Below are 17,926 nucleotides of genomic sequence, written 5' to 3' on the forward strand. Positions count from 1 at the left end.
CGCGCATGACACGGGGCGTCCTTGGGTGCCGCCAGGCGCAAAGGGCGCGGCGCCCCCAGACACGCCGTCGTTGGGCCCGCCAGGCACAAAAAGCGCGGGGCGCCGCGTACGAAAGGTTTCCCTGGGTCCGCCTGAAACGCGAGGGGTTCCTGCAGCAAAGAGCGCGCCGAAGCACGCGCCGCCCCAACAACGCTCCACGCCAGGCGCGAGCGAAGCCCGAGCAACGTTCCGCGTCGGGCTCGAGCGCAGCCCCCTGGAACGTTGCGCGTCGGGCGCGAGCGCAACCCAACGGGAACGCCTGAACCCCCGCCCCAGAACACGTGCACCACCCAGATGGGGTCCTGGGGTTGCTCCCTTGGCACCGCTCTACGACCCCTGTGGGGAGGGGCCTTCCCCCGGTACGGGTATGCGTTCACGCCTACGGTGCTCGGTTGGTCGAGGGGCTCCGTGCGTCCAAATAAGGCGTAAGGGCGGTTGCGGAGACCACCGCGCGGCACGCGCGAGAGGGGGCCTCCGGCGGGGACACGCGCACCGCGCGTGGATCGTGGCTGAGCGACCTGACCCCTGTGGATGAGGGGAGCGCCTGCCAGGAACTCGGGTACTCGAGGGGCGGAGCCCCTCGTGTGGCTGAGCAGGCCTGGCCCCAGGGGTCGGTCAAGAGGCCCCGCTCTACCCTGCCTGCGGGGACTCTCCTCCTGTAGTTGGGCGACCTGACCCCTGTGGATGAGGGGAGCGCCTGCCACGAACTCGAGGTGCTCGAGGGGCGCAGCCCTTCGAGTGGCTGAGCAGGCCTGGCCCCAGGGGTTGCTCCCATGGCGCCGCTCTACGACCCCCGTGGAAAGGCCCCTCCTGTGGTGGGGCGACCCGGCTCTTGGCGCGCGGGCCGGGGACCACCACCGAAGGCGTCTGCGCACAGCTGCACCCCGTGCCGCACCAGGGGCAGCGACAGCGCCCACCCGGCGAGGGCCCAGGCCAGGTTCAGGTGCTCCAGGGCCCGGGCGAGGGCGGCGACCCCGCTCCACCGGTTCCCGAGGGCGTCCTCGTAGGTGAGCCGGTACAGCACCTCCGGGTGGTCGGCGGCCGGGCGCAACCGCAGCCGCACCGGGCGGCGCGTCTCCACCCACGTGCGGACCTCGCGGCACACGGAACAGTCCGCCGCCACGTACAACGTGCCTCCGGCACGGCCGGGCCACGGGCGCCACCGGGGCACCCACGGGCGCACGCCGCTGCGGTAGTGCTCCCACCTCTCACCGAAGGCCGCACGCAACTGCGCGCCCTCGTGCCACGCGGCCAAACCGGCCCCGTAGGCCAGGGCGACCACCGCACCGATCCACAGCACCGGGTGGAGCACCCCGAGCACGAGGTACACGCAGACCATGGTCACCTGCATCGGGTTGCGCACGTAGGCGTACGGCCCACCGGTGACGAGCCGCGCGGGCGGGTCGTACGGCAACGGGGTTCCGTTCCCGACCGCCGCGAACTCCCGGGCGGCGGCCAACCCGGGCAGGGACACGACCAACAGGACCTGCATCGCGACCGACAGCGCCGGGGCGGGGAGGCCGGCCACCTCGGGCACGGCCACCGCGACGGGCAGGACCACCATGAACCCCAGGGCCAGGAACGCCTGCGCCCACATACGCGCGTGCACGAGCGTCCCGCGCAGGGTCCAGTGCGCCAGCATCAGCGCGGGGATCAGCCCGACGGCGGTCCCGGCCAGCTCGCCGAGCACCCACCACGGCCCGAGCACGACGACGGGTTCGGCCAGGGGCATGAAGAGCGTGTCGAACCAGACCAGCACCACGACGAGCAGCGGAACGGGCAGGTACCGCAGCGCGAGGGCCGGCAGCGCTCCCCACAGCACCGCCCACGCGAGCAGAAGGTCGACGGGGATCCCCTGCCACACGGCACCCTCCGCGTGGAAGCTCCACCAACCGACGCGCACGGCCACGAGGTTGAGCGGGACGAGCGCGAGCAGCGACCACGCGGTCGCCACGATCATCGCCGCGGTCTCCCTGCGCCCGGGCGGGCGCAGCAGGCACAGGGCGGTCAACGGCAGGAGCGGGAGGAACAGGGCGGCGCCGCGGACCACCAGCGCCGGCAGCTCCGCGGTGTCCACGCCGGTCACCGTTCCCCCTGTGCCTGTTCGAGGGCGGCCCGCCCGAGCGCGGCCTCGGCGAAGGTGTCGGCGAGGTAGGCCGCGGCCCGGTCGGCGGCGTAGGCCTGCACCGGGCCGAAGTACCAGGACGGCTCGAACGTGCGCTCGTACTCGAGGGTCCAGTCGAGGCGGGTACCTCCGGTGGCCGAACGTTCCCAGACGACCTCCGCGCCGTGCATGCGCATCCAGCGGTCGAAGGCGGTGTCGTCGGTGACGGTGAACACGACACGTCCGCCGTAGGCGTGGGTGTGGCTCTCCGCGACCTCGAGCTCCATGTGGCGGGGTTCGGGTTCGGCGCAGGGGCGCAGGACACGGCGGTCGGTGAAGGTGACGTGCCTGGTGTCGCCGGGTTCCAGCCCCTCGCCGGCGGCCTCGACCGGGGTGGGGAAGGGCACGGACCGCAGGAACAGGGCCTCGGGCTCGTCGTACTCGGGCGGCTCGGCCAGGGCGGCGGCCACGTGCTCGGGCCCGGCGGCGACCACACGTCCGCCCTCGCCCCGCCCTTCCCGCGGCAGCAGGGAGAACCCGCCGATGCCCTCCGCCGTGAGCAGGACCAACAGTGGCAGGACGACCAACACGTGGGAGGAACGGTCGTCGCCGCTGCCGGTCACGCGGACCAGGAACCAGGCCACCAGCGCGGTGACCCCGTACAGGAGCGGCGCGGCGATGACGAGGCAGACCATGCCCTCGCCCAGGAGCGGCCCGGCGAGCAGGAGCGCGACGGTCAGGACGGCCAGGGCGATGCCGACGGCGCTGCGCGGACGCGCGAAAAGCACCACGAGCACGGCCAGCAGCGCGGGGAGCCCGACGTAGAACAGGGCGGTCTGGTCCAGCGCCCCGAAACCGGTCACCCGCAGCCAGAGGAGGAACACGAACAGGGCCGTGACCAGGGCCGCGAGGAGCAGCCGCGCACCGCGTTCACCGGCCGCTCCCGGCTCGGTCGGGCTCATGGGGGCTCCTCGTCCCGGGCGCCGTTTCGGCCGCCCGTCGCCTCAGTCCTTCACGGTCGACTCTTCATCATCCGTTTTAATCACGTGATTAAACCGTATGATGCACGGACCCGCAGAGGAGTTCAAGGGGAGGACCATGGCCAGGAGCGGCGGCAACCGCAGGACCAGCGCCGAGACCAGGGACCGCCTCGTCACCGCCGCGGGCGAGGTCCTGCGCGAGGAGGGCAGGTCCGGCGCATCGGCACGCGCGATCGCGGCCCGCGCCGGGGCCAACTCGGCGCTGGTCTTCTACCACTTCGGCGGCGTCGACCAGCTGCTCCTGGCAGCGCTCGACCGCTCCAGCGACGAGCGCATGCGCATGTACGACGAGATCGCGGGGCAGGCCCGCACGCTCGAGGAGCTCGTCGAGGCGGCCACCCGCATCTACCGCACCGACCTGGAACGCGGGTACATCACGGAGTTCTCCGAGCTCGTGGCCGCCGCCGTCACCCAACCCGAACTGCGGCCGGAGATCCGGACCCGCGCCGAACCCTGGATCGCCTTCATCGAACGCCACTGGAACCGGGTCCTGGGCGGGTCGGCGCTCGGCCGCATGCTCCCGGCCCACGAGGTCGCCAACGCCGCGATCACCTACTACCTCGGCGTCAACCTCTTCTCCGTGCTCGACGAGGACCACAGCCGCACCGAGGCCGTGCTCGACCTGGCCGGGGCGATGGCCCCGCGCGCCAAACTCCTCACCCTGCGGCTGCCCGGCGCCGGCGAACGGCACACGCAGACCTGAGGCCGTCCCGCAGCACGGACACGGGTCGGAGAACCCCGCGTGCGCCCGCGCGCCACCGGCCCGGCTCTCCTAGGCTGGTCGGGGCCCACACGGCCCGGCTGGCACACCCCGGGCCACGGGCACCGGGCCAACAGCAGTGAGGAGCAGGATGGACGGCATCACGGTCGCGCCGGGGATCACCTTCCCCGACACCTCCGACGGCCGAACGTACGTGGCGGGCGCGGTGATCGCCGATCCCCGGGGGCGGGTGTTCGCGCAGCGCCGCTCCCCCGACCGCAAGGTCTTCCCGAACTGCTGGGACATCGTCGGCGGGCACGTGGAGCGCGGGGAGTCCATGCTCGAGGGCCTGGCCCGGGAGGTCTCCGAGGAGACCGGGTGGCGCCTGAGCGAGGTCGTGGCCGAGCTGTTCGTGCTCGACTGGGACCCGGGCGACGGGGTCACGCGCCACGAGGTCGACTACCTGGTGCGGGTCGAGGGCGACCTCCAGGACCCCCGGCTGGAACGGGACAAGCACACCGAGTACCTGTGGGTGGACGACTCGCTCGTGCACCGGCTGCGCGACGAGCGGGACCCCGGGGACTACTTCATCACCGACATCGTCCAGCGCGGGATCGACGCCGCCCGCGGGCTCTGACCACCGCCCTCGTCCGGTGCCACACGCCCGGGCCAGACCTGGTCACCCGTCCGCGCGCACCTCGGCGAGCGCGAGCGGCAGCCCGTGCAGCAGGTCCGAGGCGCTGACCGGGGCCCCGCCGTGCACCAGCTCCGCCGCACGCCCGTGCAGGTAGGCGCCGCACAGGGCAGCCTCCACCACCGGAACGCCGCTCGCGAGCAGCGCACCGACCGCCCCGGACAGCACGTCCCCGGTCCCGGCGCTGGCCAACAGCGGGGTTCCGGTCGGGTTGACCACGGACGGCCCGTCGGGGTGGGCGATGACCGTGGTCGACCCCTTGAGCAGGACCGCGCACCCGAAGGAACGGGCGGCGCGGCGGGCGTGCTCGAGGCGGCGGACCTCGACGTCCTCCCGCGTGACGTCGCCCAGCAGGCGCGCGAGTTCGCCCGCGTGCGGGGTCAGCAGTGTCGGTGCGGAGCGTTCCCGGACCCGGTCGGCGAGGTCGCGCCCGGTCTCCCCGGACATCAGGGTGAGCCCGTCGGCGTCCACGAGTACCGGAACGTCGCTGTCGAGCACGGCGTCGAGTTCGTCGGCGTCGCCCGGGTCGGTCCCGCGCCCGGGCCCCACGACGACGGCGGCCACACGCCCGGGTTCCAGGTCGGTGCTCTGTCGGGGGTCCAGCACGGCGGCGACGGTCTCCGGCCAGCGGGCCAGGACCTGGTCCACCACACGTTCCGGGCCCCCGTAGCGGACCATGCCCACGCCCGTGCGCAGCGCCCCGCCGACGGCGAGCACGGCCGCACCCCGGAACCGGTCCGATCCCGCGCGGACCGCGAGCACCCCGCGGCGGTACTTGTCGGCCTCCGCACCGGGGGTCGGCAGAAGCCCGGCGATGTCCACAGGCTGTGGACGGAGCACGGAGGCGCCCGGCAGTTCCGGACCGATCCCGATGTCGACCAGCCGCACCGCCCCGGCCCGGTCGGCACCGGGGTCCACGAAGAGCCCGGGCTTGTGGGTGCCGAAGGTGACGGTGACGTCGGCGCGCACCGCGTACCCGGCCACCTCCCCCGTGTCGGCGTCGATCCCGCTCGGCAGGTCGACCGCGACCACGGGGGCGGGCGCGTTGGCCGCCTGCGCCGCGAGCCCGGCGTGGGGTTCGCGCAGGCCGCCGCGTCCACCGATGCCGACGAGCCCGTCCACGATCAGGTCGGCGCCGAACAGGTCCGAGTCGTCGGCGTCGGAACCGGCGAAGGCCCGCACCCGCCCGCCGGCCGCACGCAACGCGGCGGCGCCCTCCTGGTGAACCCGCGAACCCGCCGTCAGGGCCCGGACCGCGACACCGCGCCGGGCGAGTGCGGCCCCGGCGTACAGGGCGTCGCCACCGTTGTCGCCGCTGCCGACCATGAGCACGACCCGCGCCCCGTACACCGCGGGCAACAGGCGGATGCACTCCGTGGCCAGTCCGGTGGCGGCCCGCCGCATGAGCACCCCCTCGGGCAGGCGCGCCATGAGGGCGCCCTCGGCCTCGCGGACGACGTCGACAGTGTGCGCGTAGAGCACGGGTCCACCTCCGGTTCGATCGGCCCCCATCGTGCCGCACCCTCCCCCGGCCTCCACCCCCGCCACACACACCGTGGGTGATTGCGGCGCCACAGCGGGGCGTTCATGCTGGCGGTGCACAGGCCCGGCCACGAGGAAGAGACCATGCCCGGACACCACGGTTTTGTCAGGTCCAGCGAGCTCCAGCTCCGCCCCCGCGAGTGGCACGAACTCGAGTTCGACCGCCGCGACGACGGCACGGTCTCCGTCGCCGCGCTGGCCGGGACCAGCCCCGAGGCCCTGGCCGGCGTGCTCTACGACCTGTCCGTGGGCGTGGTCCTGCGCGGCGCCACCCCCGGGACCGAGGTGCAGCTGCGGGCGGCCGAGTTCGAGTCGGACGGCCGCGGCGGGTTCCGGATGCACCGCGAACGCCCGGCCCTGGGCCTGGTGCACGCCGTCGGGCACGGCCGGTTCACCTACCACTGGAAGGGCGCGCTCGCGGTCGGACACTGGGTGGGTGTGCAGGTCGCCCAGTTCGGCGAGGCCGACGCACACCTGGTCTCGGCCGAGGCGGACGTGTTCACCTGGCGCCACTGACCCCGCCTCCGTCTCCCCGACGCCCCCGGAACCGACCGCGCCCGCACACTCCGCCCGCCGCACCCCGGTACGAGGCGGTGGCAGCGAAGTACTACTCTGTGTCGTTGACAGGGGCGGACCGCTGACTTGGGCGGACGCCGGGTTCTCGGAGTGGAGGCGGCGTGGTCGACTGGCTCACCATGACGATCCAGATGGTGTCGCTGGGCGTGGCCGTCTGGTGTCTGATCTCGTTCTTCCGGGACCGCCCCATGCTCGTCCCCCACCTGATCGGCATGGGTGTGCTGTGGCTGCTCGTGCTCGGCCAGGTCGGCGCCACCATCGCCGCGATGGTCGGCGGGGAGCGCCCCGACGACTTCCCGATGTTCGTCTCCTACCTGGCCACCATCGCGCTCCTGCCGCCGGCCTGCGCGGTGTGGGGCTTCATGGAACGCAGCAAGTGGGGCCCGGCCGTGATCTCCTTCGCGTGCTTCGTCCTGCCCGTGCTGCTGGTCCGCATCGAGCAGCTCTGGAGCCCCGTTGTCTGAGACCGCCACGACCGACGCCACCCTGCGCTCGGGCCCCGGCCGCCTGCTCGTGGCCGTGTACGCGGTCTTCGCGCTGGCGGCGACCGCACGCGGCACCTACCAGCTCCTCACCCGCTTCGACGAGGCCCCGCTGGCCTACGGGCTGTCGGTCTTCGCGGGCGCCCTGTACTTCGTGGCGGCCGTGGGCCTGGCGCGCGCGGGACGCACCTCCCGGATGGTCGCGCTGGTGTGCGTGGCCGTCGAGATGGCGGGTGTGCTCGTCGTCGGCGCGTTGACGGTGTTCTGGAGCGCGGGGTTCCCCGACGACACCGTGTGGTCGAACTTCGGCAGCGGGTACCTGTTCATCCCGCTGGTCCTGCCGGCCCTGGGCCTGTGGTGGATCCTCACCGTGCACCGCGCGGACCGCTCCTGACCCCGAGCTTTTCGCGGGGATCTTGCTACCAGAGCCGACTTCAGCGCCGAAAGTGGCTCCAGTAGCAAGATCCCCGGGGCAGTGGAGCTACCGGGAACCCCCGGTCCACGATCTAGGCTGGCCGCATGAGCCAACCCCAGAACCTGCCGGTGGCCGTGTCGGCCGACCGGCTGCGCACCGACCGCGACCGTGTGGTCCTCGTCGACTCCCGCTGGTACCTGGACGGCCGCTCCGGACGCGAGGCCCACCTGGCCGGGCACATCCCGGGCGCGGTCTTCGCCGACGTCGACACCGACCTGGCCGCTCCGGCGAGCGCCGAGGGCGGGCGCCACCCGCTGCCCTCCCCCGAGGACCTCGCCGCCGCCCTGGGGCGCCTCGGCATCGGCGACGACTCCGCGGTGGTGGTCTACGACGACGCCGGCGGATCGGTCGCCGCGCGCCTGGTGTGGATGCTGCGTGTGCTCGGCACCCCGGCCGCGTTCCTCGACGGCGGCATCCAGGCCTGGGACGGCCCGCTCGAGACCGGCGAGGTCACCCCCGGGCCCGCCCAGCGCACCCCCGTGCCGTGGCCCTCCGACCGCGTCGCCGGGACCGAGGACGTGCGGGCCCGCACCGGCTCCCCCGAGCACCTGCTCATCGACGCACGTGTGTACGGCCGCTTCACCGGTGAGCAGCCCGCACCCGTCGACGCCCGTCCCGGCCACGTTCCCGGCGCACGGAGCGCGGCCTGGCAGGGCAACCTGGACGGCGACGGGTTCCTGGCCTCCCCCGAGGCGCTGCGGGAACGCTTCTCCGCCCTGGGCGCCGACACGGCCGCGACCGTGACCGCCTACTGTGGCTCCGGTGTGACCGCTTGCCACGACCTGCTCGCCCTCGAGCACGCGGGTGTGGCCGGCGCACGCCTGTATCCGGGATCCTGGAGCCGTTGGGGAGGCGACGAGAGCCTGCCCGCGGAGACAGGGGACCCCCACCGGGGGTGACGAGGCCGAATCCAACGGTCACCGTCCGTGGGAAGTTCCCTCGCGGACGGTTTTTTCTGTCCCGATCGGGTCACGAACGAAACCGAGGACGCTTCCCCGACGTCCGACCCAACAGGAGGAATGCCGCGCACGCGGCCCGATTCCAGCGATCCCCTGCCCCCTGGTCGCCCCCGCGCTCAACGCGTCAGACCACGAAACGAGGAACCTTGACCGTCGAATTCGTGCTGCTAGTCATCCTGCTCGTCGTCGCCATCGTCGTGGGGATCATGCTGTACAACCAGCGCGCGAAGGCACAGCAGAAGCAGGCACCCGCCCAGCCAGCTGCCCCCGCCGACCCGTTCGCCAACGCCACCGAGACCGAGGGCGACCCCCGCGGCATCAAGGCCGGCGACATGATCGACTGGGGCAACGAGCGCACCTGGATCCGCGGGTCCCTGCGCCTGTCCGAGGGCGGCTACGTGTGGGCCGAGCACTTCCTGGAGGTCGACGGCGGCCGCCGCTGGCTCTCCGTCGAGGAGGACCCCGACCTGCAGCTCTCCCTGTGGAGCGCCCGCCCCGACCTGGACCTCGTCCCCCAGGGCAAGGTCATGGAGGTCGAGGGCACCAAGTACGAGCTCCAGGAGAAGGGCTCGGGCTCCTACCGCTCCGAAGGCACCACCGGCCTCAAGCCCGAGGGCGGCCTCGACTACGTCGACTACGAGGCCGAGGACGGCAGCCTGCTGGCCTTCGAACGCTTCGACCACGGCAGCTGGGAGGCCAGCACCGGGGCGAAGATCATGCCCGGCACCTTCACGATCTACCCCGGGAGCTGAACCGACCGTGCACACGAGCATCAGCGTGCCCTTCGTCGACACCCAGGCCGACGACCTGGTGTGGACCCTGGACCACCCGGTGGTCGAACCGCTTGCCACACGCACCTGCCGGGTGCGCGGCACGGTGGTCGAACTGCGGGTCCTGGGCGCCTCCCACCAGGCCGTCGTGCGGTCGTCGGGCGGCGAGCTGGTGGAGACGGTCGCGTGCCTGCCCGGTGTCGAGGGCGGACTCCCCGAACAGGGCGAGCCGACCGCGACGGCGGCGGGCCGCTACCTCTTCTCGTCGACCGTGCACACGCTCTCCCACACCGACCTGTCCCGCCGGGTGGAGGACCTGCACCGCGAGGTGGCCGACGCACCCGGCGGACTCCTGGTCACCTTCCCGGGGGACCCGCTCGCGGTGACCGCGCTGCACCTGTCCCCCGACACCGGCGGACCGGTGCGGTGGACCACCTGGCACGTCTACCCGCAGAGCGGCGAACTGGTGACGACCGCCGCGACACTGACCCCCTGAGATCCACGAGGAAGCCCATCATGGCTGACACCCTGCGCGGGGCCACGGCACCCCGCTCGACCAAGACGACCTCCTCCGCCCTGTGCGGGGGCGTTCTGGCCCTGACCCTGCTTCTCACGGCCTGCAGCAGCAACTCCGACGAGGACTGCGAGCGCCGCAACGACAGCTCTTCCTCGAGCACCAGCAGCTCGAACTCGGCGGCGTCCCCGACCCCGGACGACTGCGAGAACAACAGCAACAACAGCGGCGGCGGCGGATTCTTCTTCTTCGGCGGAGGAGGCGGCGGGGGCAGCAGCTCCAACGACAGCGGCGGGACCGGGAGCAACACCCGCGGCGGGGGCAGCGGCTCGGGCAAGTAGTCTGCCGTGTCGGGAAGCACATGCTTCCCGACACTGCCGATCCCTCACTTGGACCAATTTCATGAACGAGATCCTCACCAGTTCCCTGTACGCGCTCGGTTACGGTGCGGTCGGGACGGTCATCATGCTGCTCGGCTACCTGGTCACCGACCTGCTCACCCCCGGCAAGCTGCACAAGCTCATCTGGGAGGAACGCAACCCCAACGCGGTGCTGCTGGTCTCGGCCAACACCCTGGGCGCCGCCGTGGTCGTCGTGTCGGCGATCCTGTCCAGCTTCTCCGAGCTCGGCCTGGGCGCCGGCCTGCTGTCCGCGTCCCTGTTCGGGATCATCGGCCTCGCCGTGATGGCCGCGTCGTTCCTGATCATCGACCTGATCACCCCGACCAGCGTGAGGGCCGTCATCGCCAGCGCCGAGTTCCACCCCGCGACCTGGGTGAGCGCCACCGCCCACCTGTCCATCGCCCTGGTCGTGGCCGCGGCCATCTCCTGAGGCCCCACACACCCCGCCCCGAGAAAGCACCGACGTGAGCGAGACCCAGACCGGCGCACGCACCAGACTTCCGATTCGTCCGCGTGCGGCACGGTTCTTCGTGATGTTGGCGGTCTTCATCTGCGCCGCCTGCGGCCTGGTGTACGAGCTCGCCCTCGTCGCGATCGGCAGTTACCTGCTGGGCGACACCATCACCCAGGCCTCCGTGGTCCTGTCGGTGATGGTGTTCGCCATGGGTGTGGGTTCGCTGCTGTCCAAGCGGTTCCAGCACCGCCCGGCGCTGTCGTTCGCCGTCATCGAGGGCCTGCTCTCCCTCATCGGCGGTCTGTCGGTGCTGATCCTGTACGGGGCCTTCGCCTGGTTCTCCGCCTACCAGCCCGCGCTGGTGCTGCTGGCCTTCGTCATCGGCGTGCTCATCGGTATGGAGATCCCGCTGCTGATGACGCTGATCCAGCGCATCCGCAAGCAGGAGGCCTCGTCGGCGGTCGCGGACCTGTTCGCCGCCGACTACGTGGGCGGGCTCATCGGCGGTCTGGCGTTCCCGTTCCTGCTCCTGCCGATCCTCGGTCTGCCCAAGGGTGTGATCGCGGTGGGCCTGCTCAACGCGGTCGTGGGCGTGGCCGTGGTGCTGTGGCTGTTCCGCCACGACCTGACCCGGCGCGCCTACGTCGGCCTGGGTACGGGGCTGGCCGTGATCGTGGCGGCGCTGGGGGCGGCCTACCTGTACTCGGAGCAGTTCGAGATCGACGCCCGCCAGGCCATGTACCGCGACCCGATCGTGCACGCCGAACGCTCCGAGTACCAGGAGATCGTGCTGACACGCTCGGTCGACGGCCAGGACGTGCGCCTGTTCCTCAACGGGAACCTGCAGTTCTCCACGCTCGACGAGTACCGGTACCACGAGTCGCTCATCCACCCGGCGATGGACGGGCCCCGCGAGGACGTGCTCGTGCTCGGCGGGGGCGACGGCCTGGCGGTGCGCGAGATCCTCGAGTACGACGACGTGGACAGCGTCACCGTCGTCGACCTGGACCCCGCCATGGTCGACCTGGCCACCAGCGAACCCGTGATCCGCGACCTCAACGAGGACTCCTTCGAGGACCCGCGGGTGGAGGTCGTCAACGCCGACGCGTTCCAGTGGCTGCGCGAGGGCGCCGGGCAGTTCGACGTGGTCGTCGCCGACCTGCCCGACGGCACCGACGTGGGCACCTCGAAGCTGTACACGGTCGAGTTCTACGCGCTGGTGCGCGAGAGCATGGCCGAGGAGGCCCGCCTGGTCGTGCAGGCCGGTTCACCGTTCTTCGCCCCCGACGCGTACTGGAGCGTGGGCCACTCCTTGGCGGAGGCCGAGATCGAGTCGGTCCCGTACAACGTCGACGTGCCCACCTTCGGCAACTGGGGGTTCTACCTGGCCTCACCGGAAGGCGAACCGGACCTGACCCTGCCCGAGGACACCCCGGACCTGGAGTTCCTGGACGAGGAGCTGCTGGCCGCCGCCCAGGTCTTCCCCATGGACCGCAGGGACGAGGAGGTCGACGCGCAGGCGTCCACGATGATGCACCCGCGCATCATCGGCTATCACCAGGGTGCGTGGCGCGGGTACTGAGCGCGGGCGCGGCGTTCCATCGCGGCGCGTTCCTCCCGGGCCCGGCGGTCCGGGGTCAGCAGCGGGCGTGCGCCCTGATTGAGCAGCGCCTCGGCGACCCCTTCGCCCAGGTCCCATGCCTCGGTCGCGGGACGGTGGCCCTGCTCGTGCAGGAACGTGCCGCCACAGTCCGAGAAGACCATCCCGATGAGGGAGAGCGACCCGTCCTCCTCGACCGTGCAGTGGCCGGCCACGGGTGAGCCGCAGTCGCCCTGGAGCCGTTGCAGCATGGCGCGTTCGGCGGTCACGGCCAGGCGGGTGTCGGGGTCGTCGAGGCCCCGGACGAGCGCGGCCAGCTCGGTGTCCTCCGAACGCAGCCGGGCCCCGACGACACCTGCTCCGACGGCCGGGCACAGGAGCTCGCGGGGGATGACCTGGCTGATGCGGTCGCCGAGTTCGGCGCGGGCGAGGCCGCCGGCGTTGAGGACCAGGCCCTCGCAGGTGTTCTCCCCGTCCATCCGGTCCAGGCGCTGGTTGACGTTGCCGCGGATGCGCACGACGTGCAGGTCGGGGCGGTGCTTGAGGATCTGGCCGCGGCGGCGCACGGCCGAGGTGCCCACGCGGGTGCCGGGCGGCAGTTCGCTCAGCGTGCGGTAACGCGATCCCTTGCGGAGCACGAGAGCGTCGAGGGACTCCTGGCGGCGCAGGTAGGCGGTGAACTCGGTGCCCTCGGGTTCGGCCTCGTCGCCGGGGACGTCCTTGACCGAGTGCACGGCGATGTCGATCTCCCCGGCGAGGAGGCGGCGGTCGACCTCGCGGAGGAAAGCGCCCTTGCCGCCGAGCTCCGACAGGTCGCCGTACCACCGGTCCCCGGCGGTCTCCACACCGACGATCTCGGTCGGGATTTCGGTCGTCCTGGCGAGATGGTCGCGGACGAGCCGGGCCTGGGCCATCGCCATGGGAGAGGTTCGGGTGCCGATCCGGAGCGGCTGCGCGTCGCTGAGCATGCCGCCACAGTAGAGCGCAGCGTCGGGCGGCGTGGGCTGTTTCACCAGATCGTGCCAACAATCGGTGGCGAGGTCCCGTCTGGGTGGTTCAGGACCCGGGGTGTTCGAGCGCTGCGAGCGCGGTGACGGCACCCAGTTCCCAGCAGGCCTCGCGGGCCTCGGCGTCGGGGGCGCCGGTCACGGTGACCGGCGGGCGGTGGCGTTCCCAGCCCATGCCCTTGGCGATGGACTCCACGGCCCGCACCGCGCCGGACGTGTCGTTGCCGCCGTGCACGAAGAGCGCGTACGGCAGGCCCCGGGTGTCGTTCTGCGCCTGGTAGTAGGTGCGGTCGAAGAAGTCCTTGAGGGCGCCGGACATGTACCCGATGTTGGCGGGGGTGCCGAGGAGGACGGCGTCGGCGGCGAGGAGGTCGGCCGGCCCCGCCGCCAGCGCGGCGCGGGTGTGCACCTCCACGCCCTCGATGTCGTCGGTGCGGGCGCCCTCGACGACCGCGTCGAACATCTCCTGCGTGGCGGGCGAGACGGTGTGGTGAACGATGAGGAGCCGTGCCATGGCTCCACCCTAGGATCCCGCCTGCGACGGGCAGACTGGCGGGGATCTTGCTACTGGAGCCGATATCGGCGCTGAACCCGGCTCTGGTAGCAAGATCCCGGCCCCACGGGTCACGGTGAGATCGGCAGCACGCGCCCCGCAGGCCGGAAGCCTGCGACTGGCGCGTACGGGGTGGAGCTCCTGGGTATGCGGCCTGTCACGGGGCGCCGGAACCGTGAACGGCGCCCCCGTCGACAGGGAGCCGGGCCGCATGAGCGAGCAGTCCTCACAGGAACCGTCCGCCGACAGACCCGCGTCGCTCGAGGGCGGCGTCCCGGGTACCCCGCGCGGCCCCCAGGCCGCACCGTGGGTGTGGATCAGCATCGGCTGCGCCGGGCTCCTGGTGCTCGGCCTGGGTCTGGCCGCCCTCGTCGCCTTCGTGCTCGCGGCCCCCGACACCTCCGACGACGACCGCAGTCAGCTGCAGGACGGCGGCGTGGTCCGCAACCTCCCCGACTGAGCGCGCCCGCGCACACCGCACCCGCGCCCGCGTGAACCCCGGGCCGCCGCCCCGACCACCCGAAGCGTGACGCGCGCCATGGCCCCGCGCCGTCCGAGTGCCCTGGTGTGCGATCCCACATGCCGCGCGTGAGCGGGACGCACACCGGGCCGACCCCGGCCACGTGCCGCACCCGAGCGGTGGAGCGCACCGACGAACGCCCATTCCATCCCCGACGACGTGCGAAGATGATCGACGGCCTGCGTCGCTTCCGGATTTTTCACCGTCCGGACCAGGTTGTCGCAGTGGGCCCACTGTCGCGTCCACACGCTCCCCGCCAGCACCACCGAAGACAGGTGTCCTGTGACTCACGCTCCACCGTCACCGCAACCCGCGCCCTCGGCCCTCCAGCAGATCACTCACCCCGACGGACGGGTCTCCCTCCCCGAAGGCCAGAACCCCCCGGACGGCCCCTTCACCAACACCGACCTCACCCCCGTCCCGATGGCGCGGCGCACCTGGGGAACCGGCAGCTTCAGCGCCCTCTGGGTCAGCCTCTCCGTCAGTATCCCGGCCTGGACCCTGGCCAGCGGCCTCATCGCGGCCGGCATGGACTGGCGCCAGGCGATGCTCGCGGTGGTGCTCGGAAACCTGATCGTGCTGCTGCCGATGGTCCTGACGGGCCACGCCGGCGCCAAGTACGGCATCCCCTTCCCCGTCTTCGCGCGCGTCTCCTTCGGGCTGCGCGGCGCCAACCTGCCCGCCCTGCTGCGCGGCGCGGTCGCGTGCGGGTGGTTCGGCATCCAGACCTGGGTCGGCGGCCAGGGTGTGTACGTGCTCGTCGGGCGCCTGCTCGGTGACGGATGGCTGGGTGCGGCCCAGTTCGGCGGGAACCCGTGGACCCTGTGGCTGTCCTTCGGTGTCTTCTGGCTGGCGCAGGTCGCCATCATCCTCTGGGGCATGGAGGGTGTGCGCCGTGTCCAGGTGTGGGCGGCCCCGCTCATGGTCGTCGGCGGTGTCGCGCTCCTGGTGTGGATGGCGGCCGAGGCCGGCGGGCTGGGCCCGATGCTGGCCACCGAGGGCGAGCTCGACTGGGGCCCCTCGTTCTGGGCGCTCTTCTTCCCCTCCCTCATGGGCGTGATCGGGTACTGGGCGACCCTGACCCTCAACATCAGCGACTTCACCCGCTTCGCCGCCTCCCAGCGCGCGCAGGTGCTCGGCCAGTCCCTGGGCCTGCCCACGACCATGACGGCGTTCTCCCTGCTGGCGGTCATGGTCACCGCCGGGACCGCCGCTGTCTACGGCGAGGCGCTGTGGAACCCCATCGACGTCGTCGACCGCATGGACAGCGGCATCGGCCTGCTCTTCGCGGTCTTCGTGGTACTGCTCGCGACGGTCTCCACCAACATCGCGGCCAACCTGGTCGGACCCGCCTACGACCTGGCCAACCTCAAGCCGCAGTGGATCAGCTTCCGCACGGGCGCCCTGCTCACGGCGGTCCTGGGCGTGCTCATCATGCCGTGGAAGCTCATCGAGGACGAGAGCGTCTACATCTTCACGTGGCTGGGCACGGTCGGCGGCCTGCTCGGCGCGGTCGCGGGCATCCTGCTCGCCGACTACTGGCTGCTGCGCCGCACGCGCATCGACCTGCCTTCCCTGTACACCCGCGGCTCGCGCTACTGGTACTCGGGCGGCTGGAACTGGCGTGCGATGACCGCGTTCGGTGTCGGCGCGCTCCTGGCCGTGGGCGGCTCGAACTCCCCCGCGGGTGAGGGCCCGTTCCCGACCGAGGGGCTGATCCCCGTGCTGGCGCCGCTGGCCGAGTTCGGCTGGGTCGTGGGCCTGGTCAGCGCGCTGGTCCTGTACTGGGGGCTGAGCCGGTTCGTCCCCGACCGCGGCACCGCCGCCGACTCCGATGGCGAGAGCTCCGGGGCCGGGGACACCACGGCACCCGACGACACCTCGGCCAGGTAGGGCCCGGATCCACGAGAGCGGGGGCGCTGCGCGTACGCGGCGCCCCCGTTCACACGTTCCGGGCCGGGGTCAGGAGACCGCGGCCTCCTGCTGTTCCTGCTCCCTGCGCTCGTCCAGGGCGGCCAGCGCGGTGTTGATGTCGCGCGTGACGCGGGAGAACTCGCGGGTGGACAGCCACAGCTTGTAGATGATGAGCAGCTCGAAGGCGAACATGAACACCGCCGAGGCCGCGATGGTCACGAGCATGCCCGTCAGCGAGAAGACGCCCACCAGCGGCGCGACGACGAAGACACCCATCTGGTACTCGATGCCGCTGAACAGGTGGGGCCGGATCCGGTTGGCGCGCAGGGTGTCCCGCATCCGCCGGTACCAGGGGAAACGCCGGTCGAACCCCTTCTGCAGCGCGGTGCTCTGGATCGCCTTGGCCTTGCTGGCGGCGGTGGGCCGGTCGACCTGGCCGGGCTCCGCGTAGTGCGTGTCCGCGGCCGGGGCGTTGACCCGCTCGGAACCGCCGATGGACACACTCGCGTCGTCGTCGCCCAGGTGGTCGGCGCCGTTGTCGTCGCGGCCGAAGCTCCCCGCGGCCCGGCGCACCCCGCTGGTGTCACCCTCGGTGGTCTCCTCGACCTCGCGGATGGCCTGGGCGATGTGGCGGCGCATGGCCGAGCGCACCTTCGCCATCTGCGGCGAGTTCAGGTACCGGAACATGTCCGTGAAGACGATGCCCAGCAGGAACCACAGGAAGACCGGGTTCTCGGTCTGCAGGAACTGGCCACCCATGAGCGCGATGGCGCAGACCAGGACCCTGATCCGGTCGAAGACGTAGTCGAGCCAGCTGCCGAAGACCGAACCGTTGCCCTTGAGGCGGGCGACCTTGCCGTCCATGCAGTCGAGCACGAAGCTCAGGTGGAACAGCAGCGCACCGGTGACCAGCCAGTACCAGTCACCGAGGAAGAAGCACACCGCCGACGACAGACCCAGGAACAGGGCGGCGAACGTGAGCTGGTTCGGTGTGATGGAGGTGCGATTGGCGGTGAGGACCACCAGGCGCGAGGCCAGGGGATCCACGAGCCACACGGTCCACCACGAGTCCCGGGGTTTGTAGGTCTGCTCGCGAACCTCCGCGAGCGTGAACGTGCTCAAGGGGTGACCTCCGTGCTGCGGGTCGAGGGTAGTGGCGCGGTCTCTGGAGGATGTCGGGGCCGGCCGCCGACACGTGGTCGGGCGCGGCCGGTTCCGCGGGACCCGCTCTGATGACGTGGAGGTGACGCCCGAGGGTGACGGATCGGGCGGAACGTGCCGAAAACGTGACCGGAACGTTGACGACCGCATGACCAGGACGGAACGGTACAGTGACCAGCGCAGAAGCTTCGGGTGACCTCTGAGTGAGAGCACCCCGGAGGCGCCCAGCGCCGCCGCGGAGCGGCCGCCCCCACCGCAGTGGGTGACCCACCTCTCACCCGGTGCCCGCGGGGGCTACGTGACCACAGAGATTGAATCTCGAGTTGGCAACAAGGGCGCCCCCGCTCTCGGAGCACTCGGGCCCTACCCCAATACTGAACCGGCGGGCCCCTCATGGACGCCGACGACCTCTCTCGGCCTC

General features: G+C 72.0%; 19 protein-coding genes. 13 read left to right on the forward strand and 6 right to left on the reverse strand.

Annotation, left to right across the window (positions count from 1 at the left end):
- Positions 1-823 precede the first annotated feature (823 nt).
- Positions 824-2,125, reverse strand: a complete 1,302-nt coding sequence (locus tag IDM40_RS16630) for a methyltransferase family protein (RefSeq protein ID WP_193122930.1) — start codon at positions 2,123-2,125, stop codon at positions 824-826.
- Positions 2,122-3,105: a hypothetical protein gene (locus IDM40_RS16635; protein ID WP_193122931.1), complete on the reverse strand. Its 984-nt coding sequence runs from the start codon at positions 3,103-3,105 to the stop codon at positions 2,122-2,124. The genes IDM40_RS16630 and IDM40_RS16635 overlap by 4 nt, the downstream gene beginning before the upstream one ends.
- A 136-nt stretch (positions 3,106-3,241) precedes the next feature.
- Between IDM40_RS16635 and IDM40_RS16640 the strand changes: the two genes are divergently transcribed.
- Together IDM40_RS16640 and IDM40_RS16645 are read left to right on the forward strand one after the other, a co-directional pair.
- Positions 3,242-3,886, forward strand: a complete 645-nt coding sequence (locus tag IDM40_RS16640) for a TetR family transcriptional regulator (RefSeq protein WP_193122932.1) — start codon at positions 3,242-3,244, stop codon at positions 3,884-3,886.
- A 148-nt stretch (positions 3,887-4,034) separates the two neighbouring features.
- Positions 4,035-4,520 (forward strand): NUDIX hydrolase, encoded by a 486-nt coding sequence (locus tag IDM40_RS16645; RefSeq protein ID WP_193122933.1) that lies wholly within the window; start codon positions 4,035-4,037, stop codon positions 4,518-4,520.
- A 42-nt stretch (positions 4,521-4,562) separates the two neighbouring features.
- On the opposite strand, the gene IDM40_RS16650 is transcribed toward IDM40_RS16645, so the two are convergent.
- Positions 4,563-6,089, reverse strand: a complete 1,527-nt coding sequence (locus IDM40_RS16650) for an NAD(P)H-hydrate dehydratase (protein WP_216630909.1) — start codon at positions 6,087-6,089, stop codon at positions 4,563-4,565.
- Between the two features lie 51 nt (positions 6,090-6,140).
- Here IDM40_RS16650 and IDM40_RS16655 point away from each other — a divergent pair, with 51 nt between their 5' ends.
- From IDM40_RS16655 to IDM40_RS16695, 9 genes are all read left to right on the forward strand, one after another.
- Positions 6,141-6,635 carry a hypothetical protein gene (locus tag IDM40_RS16655; protein ID WP_235997678.1) on the forward strand — a complete coding sequence of 165 codons (495 nt, stop codon included), beginning with the start codon at positions 6,141-6,143 and terminating at the stop codon, positions 6,633-6,635.
- A 161-nt stretch (positions 6,636-6,796) separates the two neighbouring features.
- The gene (locus IDM40_RS16660; protein ID WP_193122935.1) at positions 6,797-7,159 is read left to right on the forward strand and encodes a hypothetical protein; all 363 of its coding nucleotides are present in this window, start codon (positions 6,797-6,799) and stop codon (positions 7,157-7,159) included.
- Positions 7,152-7,571 (forward strand): hypothetical protein, encoded by a 420-nt coding sequence (locus IDM40_RS16665; RefSeq protein WP_193122936.1) that lies wholly within the window; start codon positions 7,152-7,154, stop codon positions 7,569-7,571. The genes IDM40_RS16660 and IDM40_RS16665 overlap by 8 nt, the downstream gene beginning before the upstream one ends.
- Before the next feature lie 125 nt (positions 7,572-7,696).
- A complete protein-coding gene (locus tag IDM40_RS16670; protein ID WP_193122937.1) occupies positions 7,697-8,551 on the forward strand; it encodes a sulfurtransferase in 855 nt (284 codons plus the stop codon).
- 266 nt (positions 8,552-8,817) lie between these two features.
- Entirely contained in the window at positions 8,818-9,363 is a 546-nt protein-coding gene (locus tag IDM40_RS16675) for a DUF4178 domain-containing protein (protein WP_407939984.1), read from the forward strand.
- Between the two features lie 7 nt (positions 9,364-9,370).
- A complete protein-coding gene (locus tag IDM40_RS16680) occupies positions 9,371-9,877 on the forward strand; it encodes a DUF2617 family protein (protein ID WP_193122939.1) in 507 nt (168 codons plus the stop codon).
- 20 nt (positions 9,878-9,897) lie between these two features.
- Positions 9,898-10,236, forward strand: coding sequence for a hypothetical protein (locus tag IDM40_RS16685; protein WP_193122940.1), 339 nt, complete (start codon positions 9,898-9,900; stop codon positions 10,234-10,236).
- A gap of 61 nt (positions 10,237-10,297) precedes the next feature.
- Positions 10,298-10,726, forward strand: a complete 429-nt coding sequence (locus IDM40_RS16690; protein WP_193122941.1) for a DUF350 domain-containing protein — start codon at positions 10,298-10,300, stop codon at positions 10,724-10,726.
- Positions 10,727-10,760: 34 nt separating this feature from the next.
- On the forward strand, positions 10,761-12,332 hold the full coding sequence (locus tag IDM40_RS16695; RefSeq protein ID WP_193122942.1) for a polyamine aminopropyltransferase: 1,572 nt from the start codon (positions 10,761-10,763) through the stop codon (positions 12,330-12,332).
- Here IDM40_RS16695 and hemC read toward each other — a convergent pair.
- Positions 12,305-13,318, reverse strand: a complete 1,014-nt coding sequence (gene hemC, locus IDM40_RS16700) for a hydroxymethylbilane synthase (RefSeq protein ID WP_193122943.1) — start codon at positions 13,316-13,318, stop codon at positions 12,305-12,307. The two genes, IDM40_RS16695 and hemC, sit on opposite strands and share 28 nt — an antisense overlap.
- An 88-nt stretch (positions 13,319-13,406) precedes the next feature.
- A complete protein-coding gene (locus tag IDM40_RS16705; RefSeq protein ID WP_193122944.1) occupies positions 13,407-13,871 on the reverse strand; it encodes a flavodoxin family protein in 465 nt (154 codons plus the stop codon).
- 250 nt (positions 13,872-14,121) lie between these two features.
- Between IDM40_RS16705 and IDM40_RS16710 the strand changes: the two genes are divergently transcribed.
- Both IDM40_RS16710 and IDM40_RS16715 read left to right on the forward strand, forming a co-directional pair.
- The gene (locus tag IDM40_RS16710; RefSeq protein WP_193122945.1) at positions 14,122-14,370 is read left to right on the forward strand and encodes a hypothetical protein; all 249 of its coding nucleotides are present in this window, start codon (positions 14,122-14,124) and stop codon (positions 14,368-14,370) included.
- Between the two features lie 342 nt (positions 14,371-14,712).
- Positions 14,713-16,323: an NCS1 family nucleobase:cation symporter-1 gene (locus IDM40_RS16715; RefSeq protein WP_193122946.1), complete on the forward strand. Its 1,611-nt coding sequence runs from the start codon at positions 14,713-14,715 to the stop codon at positions 16,321-16,323.
- A 69-nt stretch (positions 16,324-16,392) separates the two neighbouring features.
- On the opposite strand, the gene IDM40_RS16720 is transcribed toward IDM40_RS16715, so the two are convergent.
- A complete protein-coding gene (locus tag IDM40_RS16720) occupies positions 16,393-17,466 on the reverse strand; it encodes a CDP-alcohol phosphatidyltransferase family protein (protein WP_193122947.1) in 1,074 nt (357 codons plus the stop codon).
- Positions 17,467-17,926: the final 460 nt, after the last annotated feature.

The organism is Nocardiopsis coralli (genome assembly GCF_014892575.1).
GTDB classification, from domain to species: domain Bacteria; phylum Actinomycetota; class Actinomycetes; order Streptosporangiales; family Streptosporangiaceae; genus Nocardiopsis; species Nocardiopsis coralli.